The 21253-nt window shown below is 46.2% G+C and carries 18 protein-coding genes and 1 pseudogene; 10 read left to right on the plus strand and 9 right to left on the minus strand.

Annotated elements, in window-relative coordinates:
* Positions 1-33 precede the first annotated feature (33 nt).
* Positions 34-306: a PxxKW family cysteine-rich protein gene (locus Q366_RS13820; protein WP_035239978.1), complete on the minus strand. Its 273-nt coding sequence runs from the start codon at positions 304-306 to the stop codon at positions 34-36.
* Positions 307-588: 282 nt separating this feature from the next.
* Here Q366_RS13820 and Q366_RS13825 point away from each other — a divergent pair, with 282 nt between their 5' ends.
* Complete coding sequence (locus Q366_RS13825; protein WP_035239979.1) at positions 589-1572, plus strand: KpsF/GutQ family sugar-phosphate isomerase; 984 nt, start codon at positions 589-591, stop codon at positions 1570-1572.
* Positions 1569-2906 carry an ATP-dependent 6-phosphofructokinase gene (locus tag Q366_RS13830; protein WP_035239981.1) on the plus strand — a complete coding sequence of 446 codons (1338 nt, stop codon included), beginning with the start codon at positions 1569-1571 and terminating at the stop codon, positions 2904-2906. The genes Q366_RS13825 and Q366_RS13830 overlap by 4 nt, the downstream gene beginning before the upstream one ends.
* Here the strand turns inward: Q366_RS13830 and Q366_RS13835 are convergent.
* Both Q366_RS13835 and miaA read right to left on the minus strand, forming a co-directional pair.
* Complete coding sequence (locus tag Q366_RS13835) at positions 2892-4490, minus strand: penicillin-binding protein activator (protein ID WP_035239983.1); 1599 nt, start codon at positions 4488-4490, stop codon at positions 2892-2894. The genes Q366_RS13830 and Q366_RS13835 overlap by 15 nt on opposite strands.
* Before the next feature lie 72 nt (positions 4491-4562).
* Complete coding sequence (gene miaA / locus Q366_RS13840; RefSeq protein ID WP_035239984.1) at positions 4563-5474, minus strand: tRNA (adenosine(37)-N6)-dimethylallyltransferase MiaA; 912 nt, start codon at positions 5472-5474, stop codon at positions 4563-4565.
* Positions 5475-5889: 415 nt separating this feature from the next.
* On the opposite strand from miaA, the gene Q366_RS13845 reads away from it, so the two are divergent.
* From Q366_RS13845 to Q366_RS13855, 3 genes are all read left to right on the plus strand, one after another.
* Complete coding sequence (locus tag Q366_RS13845) at positions 5890-6207, plus strand: TusE/DsrC/DsvC family sulfur relay protein (RefSeq protein WP_035239986.1); 318 nt, start codon at positions 5890-5892, stop codon at positions 6205-6207.
* A 103-nt stretch (positions 6208-6310) separates the two neighbouring features.
* Entirely contained in the window at positions 6311-6766 is a 456-nt protein-coding gene (ahbA, locus tag Q366_RS13850; RefSeq protein WP_035239987.1) for a siroheme decarboxylase subunit alpha, read from the plus strand.
* A 102-nt stretch (positions 6767-6868) separates the two neighbouring features.
* Entirely contained in the window at positions 6869-7672 is an 804-nt protein-coding gene (locus Q366_RS13855; RefSeq protein ID WP_035239989.1) for a nitrilase-related carbon-nitrogen hydrolase, read from the plus strand.
* Positions 7673-7720: 48 nt separating this feature from the next.
* On the opposite strand, the gene Q366_RS13860 is transcribed toward Q366_RS13855, so the two are convergent.
* Genes Q366_RS13860 through Q366_RS13875 form a run of 4 tightly spaced genes read right to left on the minus strand, consistent with a single transcriptional unit; the run spans position 7721 to position 10664 of the window.
* Complete coding sequence (locus Q366_RS13860; RefSeq protein WP_035239992.1) at positions 7721-8614, minus strand: MlaA family lipoprotein; 894 nt, start codon at positions 8612-8614, stop codon at positions 7721-7723.
* A 35-nt stretch (positions 8615-8649) separates the two neighbouring features.
* Positions 8650-9099, minus strand: a complete 450-nt coding sequence (mlaD, locus tag Q366_RS13865; protein ID WP_035239993.1) for an outer membrane lipid asymmetry maintenance protein MlaD — start codon at positions 9097-9099, stop codon at positions 8650-8652.
* Positions 9100-9126: 27 nt separating this feature from the next.
* Positions 9127-9867 (minus strand): ABC transporter ATP-binding protein, encoded by a 741-nt coding sequence (locus tag Q366_RS13870; RefSeq protein ID WP_035239995.1) that lies wholly within the window; start codon positions 9865-9867, stop codon positions 9127-9129.
* A 2-nt stretch (positions 9868-9869) separates the two neighbouring features.
* Positions 9870-10664: an MlaE family ABC transporter permease gene (locus Q366_RS13875; protein WP_035239997.1), complete on the minus strand. Its 795-nt coding sequence runs from the start codon at positions 10662-10664 to the stop codon at positions 9870-9872.
* Positions 10665-11037: 373 nt separating this feature from the next.
* Here Q366_RS13875 and murA point away from each other — a divergent pair, with 373 nt between their 5' ends.
* The 3 genes from murA to Q366_RS13890 are packed head-to-tail and all read left to right on the plus strand — an operon-like array spanning position 11038 to position 15648.
* Entirely contained in the window at positions 11038-12297 is a 1260-nt protein-coding gene (gene murA, locus Q366_RS13880; RefSeq protein WP_035239999.1) for a UDP-N-acetylglucosamine 1-carboxyvinyltransferase, read from the plus strand.
* A gap of 27 nt (positions 12298-12324) precedes the next feature.
* On the plus strand, positions 12325-14799 hold the full coding sequence (locus Q366_RS13885; protein ID WP_245619965.1) for a DNA internalization-related competence protein ComEC/Rec2: 2475 nt from the start codon (positions 12325-12327) through the stop codon (positions 14797-14799).
* Positions 14800-14820: 21 nt separating this feature from the next.
* Positions 14821-15648, plus strand: coding sequence for a hypothetical protein (locus Q366_RS13890; RefSeq protein ID WP_035240003.1), 828 nt, complete (start codon positions 14821-14823; stop codon positions 15646-15648).
* On the opposite strand, the gene Q366_RS13895 is transcribed toward Q366_RS13890, so the two are convergent.
* Both Q366_RS13895 and Q366_RS13900 read right to left on the minus strand, forming a co-directional pair.
* Positions 15612-19838, minus strand: a complete 4227-nt coding sequence (locus tag Q366_RS13895) for an acyl-CoA dehydratase activase (RefSeq protein ID WP_035240005.1) — start codon at positions 19836-19838, stop codon at positions 15612-15614. The two genes, Q366_RS13890 and Q366_RS13895, sit on opposite strands and share 37 nt — an antisense overlap.
* Before the next feature lie 2 nt (positions 19839-19840).
* A complete protein-coding gene (locus Q366_RS13900; protein WP_035240007.1) occupies positions 19841-20326 on the minus strand; it encodes a hypothetical protein in 486 nt (161 codons plus the stop codon).
* Between the two features lie 105 nt (positions 20327-20431).
* On the opposite strand from Q366_RS13900, the gene Q366_RS21330 reads away from it, so the two are divergent.
* Together Q366_RS21330 and Q366_RS13905 are read left to right on the plus strand one after the other, a co-directional pair.
* Entirely contained in the window at positions 20432-20608 is a 177-nt protein-coding gene (locus tag Q366_RS21330) for a hypothetical protein (RefSeq protein WP_211251899.1), read from the plus strand.
* Positions 20598-21104, plus strand: a pseudogene (locus Q366_RS13905) (transposase); the annotation flags it as partial. The gene Q366_RS21330 and the pseudogene Q366_RS13905, both read left to right, overlap by 11 nt.
* Positions 21105-21253: the final 149 nt, after the last annotated feature.

Genomic DNA, 21253 nt, shown 5'->3' on the forward strand with positions numbered 1-21253 from the left:
TGCAGAGTTTTTTCATGTACAGAATTAGTTGTGTTATCTTCGTTTGGATGCCTTGATGGGGTTAAGTTTCTGTTTTTTGGTTTCGGTGGCGGTTTTAACATGGGTGGCCATGTTGCAGTTGCCGTTTTTCCATTTCAGAGACGGATCAGGTGCAGCCGTGCAGTAAACGCCGGTGGCGAACTCCCCGCTTTTCTGGCATCCTTTGCATTCATCAATAATGGGAAGGCAGCTGCCTTCGTTATAGCTGCAGCCCTGGGCAGTCATGAATACACAATCCTGGCCTTCTCTAACAGTTGTACAAATCATAATCGTCTTCCTGTTTCAGTGTTATATTTCATTACATTATTATAATGATGTTATAAATTTCAAAATAAAACCGGTTTTTTATATAAAACCGGGAAAAATAAACCGTACCCAACTATCACAATGCTACTTTAATTGTCAACTAATTATTTTTAAACAAATATTTGTTCCATGGTAAATTCGGGTTCTGTCTCTTGTGGGCAGATCTTTTCTGATGTATAACATGAAAACGCCAGATATCATAACCTTAACCATATCCAGTCTAATAATAATTCGGGAAAACCAATGATCATAGACGATGCTGTTCAAGTTCTGAAGATGGAAGCCCAGTCGCTTCTGGACCTTATTGAAAAACTAAATATGGATTTCCAAACTCTTGTCAATGCAATCTGCAATGCAAAAGGACGGGTCATTATTTCGGGAATCGGAAAATCGGGGTTAATCGGAAGAAAAATTGCTGCCACCTTAAGCAGTACGGGAACCAATGCCATGTTTCTTCATCCGGTTGAGGCGGTTCACGGGGATCTTGGCATGGTCAGCCGAAATGATATATTCATTGCCATCTCAAATTCCGGTGAAACCGGAGAACTTAACCAGCTGTTGCCGGTGATCCGGCAGGTGGGCTGCAGGATTGCAGGATTTACGGGAAAGCCAGAATCCACCATGGCAGGGTTTTGCGATCTGATTATAAACACCGGCGTAGAAAAAGAGGCCTGCCCCTTGAATATGGCACCGACCTGTTCAACCACAGCCCAGCTGGCCATGGGAGATGCCCTGGCCGTGGCCCTGATCAAAAAGAAAAAGTTTAAAAAAGCTGATTTCATGCGTTCCCATCCCGGCGGCACACTGGGACAGCGCCTGTCAGGCAAGGTCCGCGAGCTGATGCTTGAAAAATCAGGCGTGCCTTGTGTGCAAACAGGTGCCACCATGGCCCAGGCCCTTGCCTGCATGGATGCTCACCGCCTGGGTGCTGTTTTTGTACTTGATTCGGCTGATAAACTCATGGGAATACTTACTGACGGGGATGTCCGGCACTGGATTGCAAAAGGAGGCGGTAGGGCCGACACCCTTCTTGTGGATGAGGTGATGACCCGCTCCCCAAGACATCTATTCCCAGATTCTTATCTGTATGATGCCCTGAATTTAATGGAAAAATATGAAATTACGGTTTTGCCCATCCTTGGGGAGAACGGCTGTCTTAGAGGCTTGCTGCATCTCCACGATATCCTGGGAAAGGGAACCTTTAAATTTAATGGAGGCAATCAATGAAACATATGAACATCAACACCATCATTCCTGTTTTAGGCCCTGCCCGGATTCCGTCTCCCCTGGTTTCCCAGGGCGTAGCCTGTGAGGGTGCAGCCTGTGACGGCAAAACCCGGTTCATGAAAGATGAAGACAGAATCCGCGTTGATGTCAAGGTTGACCATATTGCCCAAGAAAAAGAAGACGGCATACTCAGTTTTGAACAGGCCGGCCCCCGGGAAAAAATTTACTTTGACCCCAGCAAACTCAAGTGTGCGGTGGTTACCTGCGGAGGACTTTGCCCAGGGCTGAACGACATTATCCGGTCGATAGTGCTTGAATTGTCCCATGTGTACGGGGTTAAAAATATTTATGGTATTCGCTACGGACTCCAGGGCTTTATCCCCAAATACGGCCATGACCTGATCGAGCTTAACCCGCAACAGGTGTCAGGCATTCAGAATACCGGAGGCTCCATGCTGGGCTCATCCCGGGGGGGCCAGGATATCGGGGAAATTGTGGACTGCCTGGAACGTATTGGGGTGGGGCTGCTTTTCATGGTGGGCGGCGACGGAACCCTCATGGCCTCCAAGGCCATTGGTGATGAAGTATTAAACCGCGGACTGAAGATTTCCGTGGTTGGCATTCCAAAAACCATTGATAATGATATCTTCCTGGTTTCCCGTTCCTTTGGCTTTGATTCAGCCGTGGATGTGGCCACCCTGGCAATCAAAAGCGCCCATAACGAAGCAGAGGCTTATCCCAACGGTATCGGCCTGATCAAGCTCATGGGCAGGCATTCGGGATTTCTGGCAGCCACGGCCGCCCTTGCCCAGCCTGATGCCAATTTTGTACTCATTCCTGAAGAAGAAATCATGCTGCATGGCGAAAACGGGCTTCTGGCAGCTGTGGAGCGGCGTCTGGCTTTAAGAAAGCATGCGGTGATCATTGTTGCCGAAGGAGCCGGCCAGAATTTTTTTGAAGACAAGGATATTGAGCATGATGCATCGGGAAACGTGAAGCTCAAGGATATCGGGCTGTTTTTAAAGGCGGAAATCAGCGCCTATTTTGAATCCAAAGATATCCCCATCTCGTTGAAATACATTGATCCATCCTACATCATCCGCAGCCTGCCGGCCAATGCCAATGACTCGGTGTTCTGCGGACTGCTGGCACGGGATGCCGTACATGCAGGCATGGCCGGTAAAACCAATCTGCTTATCAGTTTCTGGAATAATAATTATGTCCATGTGCCCATGGATGCCTCAGCCGGACGGCGCAAAAAGATGGATCCGTCAGGCAGGCTGTGGCAGTCTGTTCTTGAATCCACAGGCCAGAATTCACTATTCAGTGCCTGAACGGCTGATTTCCATAAACTGATCATCCTTTACGGTAATCAGAAACAACGCCTTGTGCGGGGTGCCGGTCTCGTCAAAACGTGTGCGGCCGGTGGCCCCGTCAAAGATAAATTGGCCTTGGAGGACCTCCTTGAGTTGTCTGCCTGAATTAACATCATCGGCATTGGCTGCCCTGAACAGAATCTGGGCCGTATCATAGGCAACGGCCTCAAGAAAGCCGGGCCTTTCCTGGTATAAATCCTGGAATGCCTTATCAAACCATGCGGTTTCAGGATTGGCACTGCCGGCAAAATATCCGTCGCAGATGATGGTGTTTCTATTATACCTTCTGGTCTCTTTTAAAAAGCTGTCCATGTGCCACAGATTGGTGCCTAACAAGGCAAAGCCCCGGGCGTCATGATATACGAGCTGGGGGAGCATCAGATTGATCCGGGTCACCGAATCCGGGATAAACAGTGCCTGGAAACTTGCCCCCGTATTCCTGATCAACCTTTTGATGGCAGCTGAAAAATCAGTTTTGCTGGTGTCATATACCTGGGCTGCCGTTAATTGGCCTCCAAACTGATCAACCATCACCCGAAACGCCTGCATATACCGGTTTCCATATTTATCGTCCGGATATAAAACAGCCATTCTTCTCAGTCCCAGTTCATGAAAAACATACGTCCCCAAGGCCTGGACCTGCATTTCAGGGGTTATAAAATGGGCAAATATATAATCCCCATATTCAGGGAATTCAGTTTTCTGGGTCAGGGCCATCATGGGAATGCCAAGGGCCTGGGCCTTGTCAGCCGCTTCCCTTGAAACAAAAACAGGACCCAGAATGGAAAAAATATTCTCCTTTCCAAGCTGGTCCACACACATGGCAGCGTGTGCGGAATCTGACATACTGTCCTTGACCACAATGGTTAAATCCTTGATACCGGATTCAGATAGCCGGGCCAGGGCAATCTCTATACCTTTCATGGCCTTTTGTCCGTAAAGTTTATACTTCCCGGACATGGGCAGGATAACCCCCAGCTTCTTTTTATTAAAGGATATGGTGCCCAGACCTGCCAACAGTTCCTTGATCTGCCCGGTCTTGGGATGGCCGGGATATTTTTTAAGAAAAGCATTCAAGACAGTTGCAGCGTTGGCATAATCTTGGCGCCGGGCAAATTGGTACCCGGCCCAGTAATCGAAAAGGTCCTGGGGAATGGAAATATTTGTTATGCCTGAAAATCTTTGAATCTCTTCGGGATCTGTTTTTGATAAAAGCGTTTCAACATCATCAAGAATCATGGTTTTGAAAACAGCGTCACCACCGGCCCCGGATCTTTGGACGAGATCAAGGGCATGACTGTACATGAGCAGGGCCTCCTGGGCAAATCCTTGATCACTTGAAATTCTGGCCTGATTGATCAGTTCCGGGACAGTTGGCTGCGGGGACACAGGATTGTCTACCGGCATCTGGGGAGGCTTAGGAGAAGATAAAACCGGAATGGCATGTTTGGAACATCCGGTCAAAAAAGTAAGCGCAATTAAAATAAATACCGATAAAATAGATACAGAAATTACAAGTTTTATGTATGTTGCGTAAGTCATGAAACTACCATTTTGGGTGTTGTTGTTTAAAACCGTCACGTTTAAATGACCAAATATGATCAAATCAGGACATTATGTCAAAAAGTCTTTTGCCGTTTTAATGGCGTTTTCCGTGTCACCGGCATTGATCCAGATCAGATCCTTTTCCTTGTTAAACCAGGTGAACTGGCGTTTGGCATACCTTCGGGTATCGCGTTTGAGCAGCCGGACCGCCTCTTCCAGGTTGACTTCCCCTTTTAAATACATGCCCATATGCCGGTATCCGATGGACTGCATGGATTTCAATTCCAGGGAATACCCCTGGTTCACAAGTCCTTTCACTTCATCAAGCAGGCCTTTATCCATCATGATATCCACCCGCTGATTGATCCGGTCATATAATAGTGTTCGGTCCATCTGAAGACCAAAGGTAAGGCTTTGGTACCGGTCTGATTTGAAATCGTGGATCTGCTGGCACTGGGAAATGGGAGCCCCTGTGGTTAAAAATACCTCAAGGGCCCTTACAATTCTGAATCCGTCATTGGGATGTATCTTTTCTGCAGCCGCTGGATCGCATGTTGTCAATTGGTCATGAAGTGCCGGTGCTCCCTTGTCTTCAAGAACCCGGTTCAGTTTATCAATTGTTGCCGGGCAGGCAGGTTCCCCTCTGAACAGGCCGTGGAGCAAGGCCCTGATATAAAGCCCTGTACCGCCGGCGACCACAGGCACCCCACCCCGTTTTGTTATATCGGAAATGGCCTGGTCTGCCAGGGCGGTAAACCGTTTTGCATCAAACGTCTCTGCCGGATCAAGGAAGTCAACCAGGTGATGCATGGCAAGCTGCCGCTCCCTTTCATCGGGTTTGGCAGTCCCCACATCCATATATTTATAGATCTGCATGGAATCGGCGCCAATGATCTCGCCACCCAGTTCCCGGGCCAGGGCAATGGCAAAGCCTGTCTTTCCGATGCCTGTAGGACCGCATATGGTGATAATTTTTGTCATGCGCAAGTAATTTTGTTTTTCACCTATTCAACGACAAACTTACAGGTGATGGTTTATATCAACTAAGGGGGACTATATTCAGCGAAACGTTATATATCATGATTTTTGAAGAATGAGAATGAATTAAAGCTTTTACGGGATCGGATTGCCTGAATTTTATGATAGTATTGAAAATGGCTTAATGAAATTCACCGTGTTCGGAATGCTTAACCAGGCCCCCAAAAGAAGATCAACCATGCAGGGTTCGGACGCTTTGTTTTTTTTACCGAACACCTGCTATTCTTTGTTGACATGGATACAATGCTGAGATAAGGTAAGTCTCCAATTGCAAAAGAGACTTTAATAGTGAAGACGGTTTGTCTTAAGATAGGTTAAACACTCAGTTATAATAAACTTTTTTAGGAGGATTTATTAAATGGCAACACTTGATTTTAACGGGAAAACATTCGACATCGATGAAGACGGATTCCTTCTTGACTACAATCTGTACTGCGACGAGTGGGTAGAATATGTAAAAGGCCAGGAAGGCATTGAAGAGATGACCGAAGAGCACTGGCAGCTTGTTAAAGTTCTCCAGGATTACTACGAGAAAAACGGTATTGCTCCCATGGTTCGTGTTCTTTCCAAACTCACCAAGTTCAAACTGAAACATATCTATGAACTGTTCCCCTCCGGACCTGGTAAAGGCGCCTGCAAGATGGCTGGTCTTCCGAAACCGACCGGTTGTGTATAGTTAAAAAATATTTTAAGTTTTTAGCTTGAATTGATAAGGCCCTGTTTAAATCAAACAGGGCTTTTATTTTTCTTTTCAACACATTTTGATAACTGATCACCTGATGATAGAAGACCAGACATCTAAAAATATACTTAACCGGATTCAGACCGATTTCCCAATTCACACAAGGCCTTACAAAATTATGGCCGAAGAACTGGGGCTCAGTGAAGACCAGCTCATTGAACGAATCGAGCAGATGAAACAAGAGATGATCATCCGCAGGATCGGCGGAAATTTCAGCCCTGACCGCCTAGGTTATTATTCCACCTTGTGTGCAGCCCGGGTAGCCCCTGACAAAATTGAACTGTTCACCGCCACCGTTAATGCGTTCAGCGGCGTGACCCATAATTATCAAAGGAATCATCATCGGTACAATATCTGGTTTACGTTTATTGCGCCTTCAATTCAAGAAATTAAAGAAAGTCTTGAAACCATTTCACAAAAAACCGGCGTGACCGAAATTCTCAACCTGCCGGCCACCCATGTATTTAAAATAGCGGCTAATTTTAAAGTCTGATCTATTTAAATTATCGCTCTTCGGACGGGTTGTTAAGTTTTAAGTGTTTGTGGTGTTAGGAAATAAACCTTCCATTACTATAACTTGAGTACAGGTGTCATCATGCAAAAAATTCGTGTGACCCTGGTCATCCAGAACTGCCCTGTAAACCGGTTTGCGCATAATTTTGCCCTGACGGTCAAAGATATTTGTGCCGCAGCACGCCAGAACTGCGATTTTGTTGTGTTTCCTGAAATGAACCTGACAGGTTATGCCCCGGCAGATGTTCGCAATGCCGTTGCCCTTGATTCCGGATGGATGGATGAACTGAACCGGCTTGCACTGAAACACGATATCGCCATACTGACCGGGCTTGTTGAAAAAGCGGGGTCAGGAAAAATATATGCCACGCATCTGGTGTTTCGTCCGGATCAGCCCGTGGCCCGGTACAGAAAAATTCATCTGTCTCCATTTGAGGCCCCCTATTTCAGTTGTGGAAATGATGTGGGGATCTTTAAATTCAAAGGGGTGCATTTCGGAATCCAGCTTTGTTACGATGCCCATTTCCCGGAATTGTCCACGGCCATGGCATTAAAAAAGGCTGATATTATTTTTATTCCCCATGCCTCGCCAAGGGGAACGCCTGGGGAAAAAAGCGCGTCCTGGAAGCGCCATTTAACGGCCCGGGCGTTTGATAATGCCGTGTTTGTGGCAGCCGTTAATCAGGCAGGTAAAAATGATGCAGGACTTAATTTCCCCGGAATTTCCATGATGGTCAGCCCTGACGGATTCCTGGCAGCTGAAAACATCGCCTACAAAAACAAGATGCACACCCATGTGCTGGACATGTCGTTACTTGAACATATCCGTACCCATAAAATGAGATATTTTTTGCCCAACAGACGGGCCAATCTCATTGGAGAATAAGTCTTTGAAACAGCAATTTCAAAATAAACGGCGTCTTGTTTTTATACTTTATTCTTTACTGTTCTTTAATTTTTGTGCGCCAGCCAAATCTTTTACAAGGGCGTTGCGGTTCTGGATATAGGCGTTGCGCATGGCTGTGTAAGGATCTATTGCGGCTTCTTTGAATGCGTCATACTCCCCGATGTGAAATGATGTCCAGTTCACCTTTTCAAGCCCCGCAGCTCCCCCGGATAATTCCCAGGGCTGTACATAATTGAGGGGATCAATAAACCAGTCCCCTGCCCTGCCCACGACATCCCTCAAGGAACTGGGACCAAGAACGGGCAGCATCAGAAAAAATCCGTTGCCAATGCCGTATGATCCAAGGGTCTGGCCAAAATCTTCATCCTGAAGCCTTATGCCCACATACTTCTGGGCGAAATCATTCAATCCGCCAAAACCAAGGGTTATGTTGATGAAAAAGGCGGAGAATTCCATGCCTGCAGCTTCACCTTTGCCCTGGAGCAGGTTGTTAACAAAACGGATGGGGAAAAACAGGGTGTTAAAAAAATTTTTAATCCCTTTACGGGCAACGGTGGGGACGACCCGGACATACCCCTTTGTCAGCGGCTTTAAACCATACATGTAAAGTTTATCGTTAAAGACGAATACAGCACGATTCAATCCTTCAAGGGGATCTGCTATCATGGCATGGTTGTCCTGACCTGCCTGATCCTTCTGAAAAATATCTACCTCAAATTCGTCATCCTCTGCCGTATATGCCAGGGTAGCTGGGGCGGCTGCCGGATCAGAGCCCGGAAGATCAGAACCCGGATCAGAACCTGTAGAAGAAGCCGCTTGTCCGGTTTGACCGACTGTATTACCGGCAACGGCAAGGCCTGGGATCAGCGTCAGGATCATAACAATAAGAACCAGATACGCATGGGTCAGATAAAATTTCATACATATTTCTCCTGCGATTTTCATCTGTTCATCAATCAGTGTTCATTTTTAAAGATAAATTTTCTGACCAGTGATTCAATATCCAGAGTAGATTCGGTATTATTAAACGCATCTTTATCTTCAAGCATAATATCAGATCCGCCCGGAGAAATGGAAATATATTTTTCGCCGATGATGCCTGCGGTTTTTACAGAGGCGATGCTGTCTTCGCTGAGTTGTATCCCCGGGTTGATCCTGAAGGCAACCTTTGCCTCCAGGCGCGTTTTGTCCAGCATGATGTCAGAAACATTGCCGATCTCAACACCGGCCATCTCAATACTGGCACCGGTTTTCAAACCGCTGACAGAGGTAAAATATGCATACAGTGTATACCCCTTTGGGCTGAACAGCCGGACACCACCCAGGACAACCGTAAGATACCCCGCACACAAAAGGCCGATAAGAACAAAGACGCCTACATATAATTCCTTATTAATTGATTTCATGAACCTGTCCTTAATTTTTTTAACGTATCAGGCCTCTTTTCCTGAGATAAAGGCGTTTACTCTTTCATTGTCAGTCTGGAAAATGCCATCACTTTTTCCAAAGTAAATAATTTTACCCTGGTCAAGCATGGCCACACGCTGTGATATGGCAAATATCTGCGGGATGCCGTGGCTGACAATAACAGCGGTAAACCCGAATTCTTTCTGGTATGTGGAAATCATGGCATGAACACTGTTTCTTCTCACCGGATCAAGTCCTGAAGTGGGCTCGTCAAAAAGCACGGCAACAGGCTCGGTAATCAGGGCCCGGGCAAGGGCCACACGCTTTCTGATCCCTCCGGACAACTGGGCGGGATATTTATTTTCGTGGTTGCTGATCTCCAGCATCTGCATTTTTTCCTTTACCCGCTGACGGATCTGATCCATGGGCACTTTTTTTTTCTCGGTTAACGGCAGGGCAATGTTTTCCCACACCGTTAAGAAATCAAACAGGGCGTTATCCTGAAACATATATGATATCTGCCTGTAAAATCTATGTCTTTGCGTATTGTCCATTTGATTTGTGGGCATACCATCCACGCAGACCTGACCTGAATCCGCCTGCATCAGACCAATAATATGTTTGAGCAAAACAGATTTTCCAGTACCGCTTTTACCGATTACACAGGTAACCAAACCCTTTTCAATGGTAAGATTGACGCCGTCAAGCACATTATTACCTGAAAAACTTTTGTGAAGATCTATCAGTTCAATAAAAGGCTGAGTCATGATTAAACCAGAAAAAAGGTGATGATGTAATCGGAGACCAGAATAAGGATACAGGAATTGACAACCGCATGGGTGGTGGCCAAGGACACGCTTTTAGCGCCCTTTCCTGCCTGGGGCCCGGAAAGATGGGCAAAAAAACCTTTATAACAGCACATGGTAGAGACAATCAAGCCAAATACCAGGGCTTTGATAAACCCGCCGGCGATATCGGCAAGTTCAATGCTTCGGATCACTCTGTCCATGTATATATAGCGATTGATGCCCAGCATCATGACACCGGACAGAAACCCGCCGAATATGCCCGTAACATCAAAAAGCGCGGTTAAAAGCGGAAAACTGATAATGGATCCTGCCAGGCGGGGAGAAAAGGTAAACCGCACCGGATGGATATCCATGGTTTCAAGGGCGTCAATCTGTTCCGAAATCCGCATGACACCGATTTCCGCAGCCATGGCTGACCCGGCTCGAGCCGCGATCATGATGGCGGCCAGCACAGGCCCGAGTTCACGGATAAGGGTCATGGCAACGGCTGATCCAAGGGCAGCTTCGGAACCGAAATCCACCAGGGTGTAATACCCTTGAAGCCCTAAAACCATGCCGGTGAATATGGCGGTTAAAACAATGACAAACATCGATTTTGCACCAATAAACCAGACCTGTTCCATAATCTTGGACGTCTGAATAAAAGGCACAAAAGTTTGGCAGATACCCTGGAAAAAGAAGATGGATATCCGGCCAATGGACCGGATGCCGTCAATGCAGGCTAAGCCTAATTTTTCAATATACAGTTTTAACATGGTCTCACTTTATAAGCGTTCTTTTTTCAAAAGACAAGCGGTTTAAAGGTGATGCCCAGGACGATAAACGCCGGAACAGGATCATGAATGGATGCCAATTTTACCCTATTTAATTTCGGATGATATCGCTGTTATGTTTTTTGGGTCGATATGACCTCCTCTGCACGATTAAAATTTGAAGGCAATTTTATCTATTTTAACCATTCCCGGGGTACGGTAAAAATAAAATTTCTTGCGGCAAAAGATGTTTTAAAATGTAAGATTATATGCTAAAAATACCCGTATTTATTAATATTTAAGATGGTAACGTGGCCTATTTTCAGCATTTTTTCAACTATTAATCCGCCTTTCAAGTCAGGAATGAAATTATTTAATGGATAAAATACAAATCAACGGGGGCCGGCAGCTAAAAGGGGAGGTCTTTATCAGCGGGGCCAAGAATGCTGCACTCCCACTTATTGCATCAAGTCTTCTCGTGGATGGGGTATCCACATTTGAAAATGTACCCCGGCTGATGGACATCTCCTCAATACGTATGCTGCTTGAAGATCTTGGGGCGTCCTGTGAATTTGAAGGCCACACATTTACGGTTGACGGGTCCGGGATCGATAAAATAGAGGCTGAGTATGAACTGGTCAGAAAGATGCGGGCCTCTATTCTGGTACTAGGTCCGCTTGTGGCAAGGTTTGGCAGGGCCAAGGTTTCCATGCCCGGAGGATGTTCCATTGGCGCCCGTCCTGTAAATATGCATCTTTCCGGTCTTGAAGCGTTGGGGGCCACCATTTCAATTGACAGCGGATACATTGACGCAAAGGCAGAAGGGGGGCTGACTGGAAATGAAGTCTATTTTGACATCCCCACGGTAACTGGTACGGAAAACCTTATGATGGCCGCAGTTTTAGCCAAAGGCCAAACCAAACTGAGGAATGCGGCAAGGGAGCCTGAAATTGTCTGTCTGGCAGACGCATTGAACCGGATGGGGGCAAAAATCAGTGGTGCCGGCACCCCCATTATCACCATCGACGGGGTAAGTCGCCTCCATGGCGCGACTTGCCGTGTGATACCGGACCGAATTGAAACAGGCACGTTTATGGCGGCGGCGGCGGCCACCCGGGGAGATGTGATAATCCGCGACTGTGTACCGGATCATCTAGGCGGTGTGATCAGCAAACTTAAGGTCACAGGGGCGTCAGTTGACACCTTTGAGGATAAGATACATATTAAAGGCAGCGAAACGATCAAAAATATTGACATCAAAACCCTGCCGTACCCTGGATTTCCCACAGATATGCAGGCCCAGTTCATGGCATTGATGACCATTGCCCAGGGCAACAGCGTGATTCATGAATCCATCTTTGAGAATAGGTTTATCCACGCCAATGAATTGCTGCGCATGGGTGCTGATATCAAAATTTCCGGCGGAAATATAGCCAATGTCAGGGGCGTGCGCCACCTCCAGGGCGCACCTGTCATGGCATCGGACCTTCGTGCCAGTGCTTCCCTTGTTATTGCAGGCTTGATTGCGCAGGGCACCACTGTCATCAGCCGTGTTTATCATATGGACCGGGGCTATGAGACCATTGAAAAAAAATTTGAAGGTCTGGGAGCAGATATTAAAAGAATCTCATCCTGACATAATTTTTATCCAAGGAGGGCATAAGTGAACACAAGGCACAAGTTAACACTTGCGCCAATGCTTTTTGTCCTCCTGTCCTTTATAGCCGGTGACCTGGCAGGTTGCTGTATACCGGTCCCGCCCCGGATCTGCTATATTGCGGTGTGTTTGCTTGCCGCAATTGTCTTTATGCTATCCAAGCGTGATAAATTTATTCTTCTATCATGTCTTGCGGCTTTTGGATTGACAATGTTTCGCATGGCAGGTCTCTGCTCCAGCGATTATTCTGACCCGCACATTGTCAAATTCTGCAACGGTGAAACCTACCGTATCTCAGGCATCATTAATTCTATCCCTAAAAAATATCAAAATAAAACCAGGTACACGATGGATTGCACGGGTATCTGTGCTGATAATACGGTTGTAACACCGGCTGAAGGAAAATTGATTTTAACCCTGTACCATGATGCCAACACGCAACCTGTACCGTCTCTGCTTTTTGGCGAACACATTATTGTGACTTCAAAAATCAGGGCCATACGCAATTTTTCCAACCCCGGCGGGTATGATTACGAATTCAGGATGCGCCTTCGAGGCATAACCGGCAGCATTTATGCCAATTCGCACACCATTGTGAGGACAGGCAAGGTTGACAGCAGTTCATTTGCCCGGGGCATGCGATTTCTGCAAAGAACCCAGGACCGCTTTTCGAACCATGTTGCCAACGCCGCCAAAAACACAGATGACAGGCAGCCTGATTTTTTTTCCAACCAGGCCAGAGCTGTGCTTACCGCCCTGGTTACCGGACAAAAAGAGATGATCCATGAAAAAACCCGTGATAATTTTTCCAAAGCAGGCCTTTCACACGTTTTAGCGGTTTCAGGCTTGCACATGTCCCTTGTCGGACTTGGTTTTTTCTCTATTTTTATTTTTATATTAAACCGGCAACCGTCTTATGTCATAACAGGCCGTGCAAAAAAAACAGCAGGCATTCTCACCCTCTTGCCGTTGACTGCCTATGCCTTTTTTGCCGGATTTTCACCATCCACCCAAAGGGCGTTGATCATGACAGCAGTCTTTTTAACGGCCTTTCTCATGGAAAAGGAAAAAGATCCTTTAAACACCCTTTACGTTGCTGCAAGTCTGATTCTTATTATTAATCCCGGGGCCTTATTCTCCATCTCTTTTCAACTCTCATTTGCCTGTGTTTTCTTTATCATCTCAGGTTTTATCTTTCTTGGGAGAACCTTGGGCACGCCTGGAAATAAATGGATCAAAAGAATTTCTTTAATGATTTTTACAACCGTGTTTGCAGGCATTGGCGCAGCCCCTGTGACCGCATTTTATTTCAATATGTTTCCCATGGTCCAGGTGGGGACCAACCTTATCATGATTCCTGTAATCGGTTTTTTATGCCTTCCCCTGGGACTGGCAGGACTGATGTTTATGGATTTTCTGCCTGGTCTGTCCCGCCTTTTTTTAACTTTAGATATCCACATGCTTTCATATTGTCTCCGGGCCATTCATTGGATTGCCGGTTTTGACTGGACCTGGGCCAGGGTTGTGACACCACGGCCAATTGAAATTATAATCTATTATGCACTGATACTTTGCCTTGGATTGGCAATCATGGAAAAAAACAAGGCGTTCATATACCTGACTTTCCTTCTGGCTGCGGCAGGCATGGTATCCCTAGGCCAGGGGATGTTAAAAAGATTTTACCCGGGAAAACTGGTGGTGCATACCCTGGATGTAGGACAGGGTAATGCTGCTGTTATCATTGCGCCTGACGGAAAAACCCTGCTCATTGATGCCGGTGGGTTTAGCGGACGTTCCAGTTTTGACACCGGCCGGTATATTGTGGGTCCCTTCTTGTGGAAGAACTGGATTCTGACACTTGATGCTGTTATCCTGACTCATCCGGACTGTGATCATATCAATGGCCTTGATTTTATTTTTGAAAATTTCAGGGTCAGACAATGGATAAAAAATCATGATACATTCTCATCTGTCTTTTTTAAAAATATAATGCGTACCGCTGAAAAAAAAGGCATCAAAATTCATGTCCCAGACTCTGACCCCAGCCGGTTTTCATGGAATCAGGTCAAGATAAGTATTCTTGGCAGAAAAAGCGGCGCCATCGCTGACAACCGCAATAACAACAGTCTTGTTATCCGGCTCGATTTTTTGTCTTTTTCCATGCTCTTTCCCGGCGATATCGAGGGGAAAAGGGAAAGGGAGCTTGCGCATACAAAAAATTTCAGCCTTAAAGCCGATCTCCTTATGGCACCCCACCATGGAAGTTGTTCCAGTTCAAGTAAAATTTTTCTTGATAAAGTAAGTCCGGCAGGAGTAGTAATATCATGTGGATATATGAACAGACATAAGTTCCCCTGCCGGACGGTTTTACAGCGGTATCGGCAAAACAGGATCATGGTTTTCCGAACCGATCTGATGGGAGCTGTTACACTGCAATCTGACGGCTTTGGTTATACCATTAAGGCCCATAGGAAAAATTAACCCCATAGGAAATTTCAACGCATGTATTATATTTATTTCCCTTTTATTTTTATTTTATCCGGCCTGATATTTTTACAATGCAAACGTCGAAATCTTCCTATATGGTGGGCGGCCATTGTATTTGCAGCGCCTGTAACCACCCCGTATTTCATAGTTAAATCCAGAAAAAATAATAAGTTGGTTTTCCTGTTGATTTTTCTGGCCTGCTTTTCCCTTGTAGCTGCCGGGGAAATCTTTATTTATTCCAAAATGAATGCAAAATATAACTATGTGAATTTGCCGCCTGTTACCCAACAGCTTATGCGCTACAGCGAAATCCTTAAACAGACCACCCATAACCTGGATAACGACTTCATTGAATTTGAGCAGCACAAGGTTCAGTCAAAAATAGATAAGCTTGGGCAACTTATTGTATTCATAGGCAAACTTCGCCAGGATATTGATAATAATCAGGCCGCAATTAAACAACTGATTGAGTTTTTGGACCATCATAATGATTCCTTCCTTAAAAATGATTTGAAATGGGTGTATGAAATCAAAAGATACTACAATAACCGCATCGTGATTCAGTACTTTAAAAGCCTTGAAAACTATCTGGATAATTTTGAAATTCTGCTGCAGTTCTGTTACCAGAATTTCGACGCCATAACCAAGGTAGAAAGTGTGGCCCATCTAAAAAATTATGATGCATACTATCTGCGTTACCGCAGGGCTGCTGACTCCCTCAGCCGGTTCAATATCAAACGTATTGAATTTCAGGATGACTTTATAAAAAGATATCCTGAAATCAAAAAGTACCTGCCAGCCCAACGTCAGACACAGACAAAGGCCATCCGGTTCTTGGAATAGGGGGAGGTTTTTAAATATTTCAGGAAAGGCACCACCACCTTGTTTTTATTTCCTCCGGACAAATCATAGGTAATATTGATGACCGGAACCCCGATCTTTTTTTCAATCTGCGAGGCCATGGCCTCGGTGACAAGGCCCGGACAGCAAAATGCCGGATTAACAGCAACCAGCAGGGCCAGATCCGGATGCTCATTCACAATATAGTGGATCTTGAGCAGGTTATCCATGGACTCGCCGGTATGTTCGGGCAGCATGCCGTAAGTTTCAAGGATATGGTCATAGGATGCATTTGCCTTGAGTTCCGTTTCATTGAAAAACGGGGCAAAAAATGGATAATATCTTTTTTCCATTGTTTTTACGGCTGCCAGAAGCGCCTTGTTTGAAATCAGGCTTAAATACTTTCCCTCCTTGAACCATTTTTTAAAATAGGCATTGGCTATGATTTTTACATACTGGTAATAAGGCGTGGTCACGACCTCTCCGCCATTATCCTCAATGAACTGGATCAGGTTCTGATTCATTATCCGGTTGTCCCTGACATACAGGTCCCCGAATATCCCCACCTTGGGCCGTGTTTCTTTTTTCACAGAGATCCTTTCAAATATGGACATGATCTCCTTAAGGGCTTTTTCCTTTGATCCACCCGTGAGAAATGCCGTGCCCATAATGGCGGCAGCGGTGCGCAACGCCGCATCGGTCTGCCCCTTATTTATCTCATAAGGCCTGATTCTGCAGCCGATACTCCTGAAAAGCCCGCCAAACATATAGGCAAAATAGGTGTTGGTTGACGCCTTGAGCCCCAAGTCAAAAAGAGAAAGTTCCCCTAAATAGACCCTGGCTTTTTCAAACCCTTTTCCATGGCGGGTCAAAATTTTCTGGATATGGTAGGGGTACATTTTTATATTGCAGGAAATATCGGATTCATTAAGCCATAAAACCGTGTTTTCCGGGTCAAGCCCATTTTTTTCAACGGTATGGATAAAACCGGATGCCACGGCATTTAAGGGCAGGCACTGGCCGGTATTTGTCAAAAGCGCCTTTTTAAGGGTTTCCTGGCTTTCTTCCATCAACATGGCATTGTACCCTTCATTTTTGATGATATTGACAATGAGGTGGCCTGAGATGGCATCCCAGTTGGGGAAAATTACGGTTTTCTGTTCAATGGTTTTATCAAATTTCGGGATAAATAAAGACGCATCTGTGATCTGAGGGGGGGCATCCTGTTGCCTGTGATTTTCAAAAGCCCTGACAGCAGCTTCTATACGGGTTTCATATCCCACACTGGAGTCGTGTTCATCCAGTTCCAGTACCAGATAGGGCTTGTTTGCCGATGCCATGATCTCTTTGAAGTAATCAACGGCAAAGGCATCAGGCGCACATCTGAAAGATGAAATGTAAACTGGATACAGATTTTGGGTTGTGGTGGCAACAAAAGCTGCTTTTAAATTTTTGACCGCATACTTCCAGTGAATTTGCTTGAGCAATGGTTCAATGGGCGAATAATCAACGCCTTCCAGGTCAATCATGTCATGGAAAAATGTTTTTATGCCCAGATTGGCAAAAATGCCTGGAATATTATTGTTCATGGCAGAAGATAAAACCGTATATGGACGGCCAAGCAGCAGCACGTTCGCTCGGCTGTCAGACCGTTGGGACGCCCACAGTCCGGCAAGGGCGCTTTCCATGAGTTTTTGGGCCGCTAGCGCCCGATCCCAGGCTGATGATATGTCAAGAAAGGATAGGCCTGCTCCGATTTTCTTAAATGTGTCATAAAGCTGCCTTTTTGTATGAAAGCTTGTATACAGATATCTGACCATGGGAGACAGTATTTTCCCCGGGTTTGTCAACCCACTTAAAATTACCGGTGCAAACTGGGTATAGTAGCAGTGGTGACGTCGTACACCTTTTTCATTGGTTTTGTCTTCAAAGTAAAAGGGCAGAAAAATATAATCGCATTTATCCTCAAGAAAACCCACATGGCCGTGCAGCGCAAGGACAGGCGCACAGAATTCGGCTCCGGCAACCTTTTTACCCTGCTTGACAGGATCGGTACACTTGAGACTGGTCAACACATGTAATCCAAGTTCCTTGAAAAAAATCTGCCAGAACTCAAGGTCCTGGGCCATGTGAAGGGCATTGGGAAGGCCGATGGTTATATTTTTCCCATTGTCTTTAAAAACGGGTTGCCCGGGCAGGATTCTGTGGCGCACCTCTCTTCTAAGCCCTAAAAGATCATAACGCCCTGAAGATTTAACGCGTTTTTTAGTCTGGTAATCCCTGCCGCATAAAAATCCATAGGCAAGGGGTTCTGACTTAACTTCAGCAATGGTGATCTTGCAATGGTTGGTGCAAAGCTGGCAAACCTCCTGCCGTACCGGAATGCTCTCTTTCCACAGGTGAAACCCCCTAAAGCCCGATTCCGAGAGCTCGCCTTTTTCCTTCATCTGCCTGGCCATCAGGGCAATACCAAGGGCACCGGTGAGGTGACAGTACCGGGATACATGGATGGGCTTATTCAATTTTTGCTCAAAGGCCGCCACAAGTGCCCGGTTCCGGGCCGTGGCCCCCTGGAACACGACCCGGTCGCCGATCTGGGCAATATTGGCGACCTTGGTCAGATAGTTGTCGCGTACCGAATGAAGCACGGAGGCCAGAATCTCGTTTTTTCCATACCCCTCGGCAAAAAAATAATTAATATCCCTTTCCATGAAAACAGTACACCGGTCACTGGATACAGGTGCCGCAATGCCCTGCGCTCTGTGGGAATACTCGGATAACGGGCAGTTAAGGCGCATGGCCTGTTCTTCAATAAAGCTGCCGGTGCCTGCGGCACATACCGTATTCATGGCCGATGACGTAACCTGGCCGTTTTTTACGAGGGTAAACTTGGCATCCTGGCCCCCGATTTCAATGATGGTATCCACATCCGGGTGAAGATTCACGGCTGCGGTGGCATGGGCCGTGATCTCATCGGGTTCCAGGTCCGCACCAATGATTTTGCCGGAAATACGTCGGCCGGATCCTGTGGTACCACACCCCTGAATCTGGAAAATAACCTTTTTTTCAGCCATGAGATGGTCACAGGCTTTAAATATGTGCTGGACAGCGTTCACGGGCCTTGATGCGGTCCGGGTGTAGAATCCGGCAACAGGTTCACCATCCTGGTCGGTAATAATGCACTTGGTACTGGTGGACCCCACATCAAGCCCTAGAAAACTTTTAACAGTAGCGCCATGAACAATGGGTTTAAAAATTTCAATTTCAACGGATTCAAAATCAAGGGCTGTCACGGATGAAAAATCCGGATAATCAGACAGGGTAAGATCAAGGGCCGGATTAAGGTCTCCTTTTGTTTTTTTCCGGTCCAGGAAAAACTCGCTGACATCATTAAATGACCGGGAAGGTGCATGGGTATTCATTATTTCATCAGCAAGACACAGTGCTGCGCCCATGGCCCCGTAAACCAGGGCATGCCCGCTTTTGACAAGGGGTTTGCCGATAATGGATTCAAGATGCTGTTTAACGGCATTATTTTGGGAAACACCGCCGCAGAATATGATGTCTTTTTCTGGGATATTCTGTTTGAACAAGGTATTGGCAATATTTCTGGCAAGCCCGTAGCAAAGCCCGTCACAGATCTGTTTAAGATCATAGCCCTGCTGCTGGGCATGGATCAGATCCGTTTTTGCAAACACCGCGCACCGGGTGGCGATATCCGGTCGCTGGCCGCGGTTTTCAAGGGCCAGGGCTGAAATATGCGCCGATCCCTGCAGGTGAATCCGTCCGGCCTGCTGGTCCAGGAATGCGCCGGTGCCTGCAGCACACCCCGAATTATGCCGCTGGCCTCTGTAATTGCCATGGCTGTCAAACAGGCTTAGGAAAAACTTTTCCCCACCCACATGCAGAATAGCGCTGAAATTTTTATGGATGTGACGTGCATTACGTATTACAGCCACCTGTTCGTCAACACAGAACGTTGCATTGACATCTGCGGGTGTGGATGCGGTTTTTGCCACATGGGTCACGGATGAAAGGGCCTTATGGGCCAGCATTCTGGTCAGGCATGTCCTGACATCGCCATGATGGTATTCAGATGCTTTATGCAAAAGATTGCCATTCATATCAACAACGGCAAGATGAACAGATACGGATCCGGCATCAATGCCAAGTATAGTGGCAGATTTTTTCATGCTTAAATATACTCCCTCACTTCATTCCAGAATGCGTTGACCCCGTCAAACCAGCCTTCCAGAAATCTTTTTTCATGATCAACACCACCTTGCTGGGCATAGCGGGTCAGGTCATGGGTATCGTAGATATGCTCGAAATATGCTTTAAAACGGCTGTGCCGGACAATTTCATGTCCGTCTTCACACGTATCGCCATAATCCAGTACGTATAACAGATCCTGGTAATGAGCGCCCTGGGCCCAGCCAAAGCCCAAATTTCTGCCTGCATTGTAGAAATTTTTAAGCCACTGCGCCTTCTCCTGCTGAAGCCGGTTGACGATCTGGGTCATGTCAAACTCTTCACAAAGCATCTTGCTAAAGGCCTCTTTTTTTTCAATGGCATCACTCAACGCATCCTGAAACATTTTTGAAAGGTTAAAGGCACTCCTCCATGCATTGAGTTTTTCATGTAGTCTGTCCGGTATGCTCAAAGTAATTTTCTGGGTCATGGCAATTGTCCTGGATGAAAGTTTTTATGCTAATACGTATTAAAATCTCGAACACGTGTCAAATCTTTTTATCAGGATTCATGGATTTGGGACGGAATCCAACAGATGGTTGAATCACATTCATGGAGTACGGTTAAAATTGATCGTCTCGGGCTTCAGCATTTTGGGAAATATGTTCTGAAAAAAGAATGGGAATGGTTGAATATCGTCAAGCCGCCTAAGATTAAAACCATTCCGGATATTCTGACCCCTGGTGAGGTGGAAAATCTGATATTTGTTTAACCAGAAAGCCCTGGCCAAGGTTTTTCGAGCACGTTTCCTGGACGGATTGAACAAAGAAGACTTGCCGATTCCCAAAGGTACTCGTCACAAATGGGTTGTCGATTGTACCAGAGTCGGAACCGGCATCTCAGCCCTGACGTATCTGTCCGGATATTTATACCGGGGAGTGATCAGCGAACGTAATATCATTGCCAACCAGGACGGCCAGGTGATCTTCAAGTATATTGACGGCAAAACCAAAGAGGTGTGCAATCGAACCCCTAAAGGTGAAGATTTCCTGCACCTGATCCTGCTTCATGTGCTGCCCCGTGGATTTCGTAGGACAAGAGATTACGGATTCCTTCACGGTAATGCAAAAAAACTGCTCTTCCTGGTACAGATGATTCTCCACGTCCGGATTATGACAATAGTGTGTCGGCCAAGGGCTGTTTTTAAATGCCCCCATTGCGGGAAGCCTATGAAAATCCTCGGAATAAAACCTGCCGGTGCAGGATAGGGAAAACAAAAGGAAGAAACCAAATCTCAATTTAACTGGAGGTGAACAACACTATGAAATAATCCGGCTTTTCTAAAAAGCCCTGTAAAGGGCTACGCTATGGGTGCGTCTTATCTCTGATGCCCGAAAACTACACCCCTTTCAGATCC

This window comes from Desulfobacter vibrioformis DSM 8776 (assembly GCF_000745975.1).
Classification (GTDB): domain Bacteria; phylum Desulfobacterota; class Desulfobacteria; order Desulfobacterales; family Desulfobacteraceae; genus Desulfobacter; species Desulfobacter vibrioformis.

Coding starts and splice junctions, on each gene's coding strand:
- Q366_RS13820 (WP_035239978.1), bottom strand. CDS start 306: ATGATTTGTACAACTGTTAGAGAAGGCCAGGATTGTGTATTCATGACT.
- Q366_RS13900 (WP_035240007.1), bottom strand. CDS start 20,326: ATGACCCAGAAAATTACTTTGAGCATACCGGACAGACTACATGAAAAA.
- Q366_RS13860 (WP_035239992.1), bottom strand. CDS start 8,614: ATGAAATTTTATCTGACCCATGCGTATCTGGTTCTTATTGTTATGATC.
- Q366_RS13875 (WP_035239997.1), bottom strand. CDS start 10,664: ATGTTAAAACTGTATATTGAAAAATTAGGCTTAGCCTGCATTGACGGC.
- ahbA (WP_035239987.1), top strand. CDS start 6,311: ATGATAGAAGACCAGACATCTAAAAATATACTTAACCGGATTCAGACC.
- Q366_RS13845 (WP_035239986.1), top strand. CDS start 5,890: ATGGCAACACTTGATTTTAACGGGAAAACATTCGACATCGATGAAGAC.
- Q366_RS13830 (WP_035239981.1), top strand. CDS start 1,569: ATGAAACATATGAACATCAACACCATCATTCCTGTTTTAGGCCCTGCC.
- mlaD (WP_035239993.1), bottom strand. CDS start 9,099: ATGAAATCAATTAATAAGGAATTATATGTAGGCGTCTTTGTTCTTATC.
- Q366_RS13835 (WP_035239983.1), bottom strand. CDS start 4,490: ATGACTTACGCAACATACATAAAACTTGTAATTTCTGTATCTATTTTA.
- Q366_RS13895 (WP_035240005.1), bottom strand. CDS start 19,838: ATGAAAAAATCTGCCACTATACTTGGCATTGATGCCGGATCCGTATCT.
- murA (WP_035239999.1), top strand. CDS start 11,038: ATGGATAAAATACAAATCAACGGGGGCCGGCAGCTAAAAGGGGAGGTC.
- miaA (WP_035239984.1), bottom strand. CDS start 5,474: ATGACAAAAATTATCACCATATGCGGTCCTACAGGCATCGGAAAGACA.
- Q366_RS13870 (WP_035239995.1), bottom strand. CDS start 9,867: ATGACTCAGCCTTTTATTGAACTGATAGATCTTCACAAAAGTTTTTCA.
- Q366_RS21330 (WP_211251899.1), top strand. CDS start 20,432: ATGGTTGAATCACATTCATGGAGTACGGTTAAAATTGATCGTCTCGGG.
- Q366_RS13890 (WP_035240003.1), top strand. CDS start 14,821: ATGTATTATATTTATTTCCCTTTTATTTTTATTTTATCCGGCCTGATA.
- Q366_RS13825 (WP_035239979.1), top strand. CDS start 589: ATGATCATAGACGATGCTGTTCAAGTTCTGAAGATGGAAGCCCAGTCG.
- Q366_RS13855 (WP_035239989.1), top strand. CDS start 6,869: ATGCAAAAAATTCGTGTGACCCTGGTCATCCAGAACTGCCCTGTAAAC.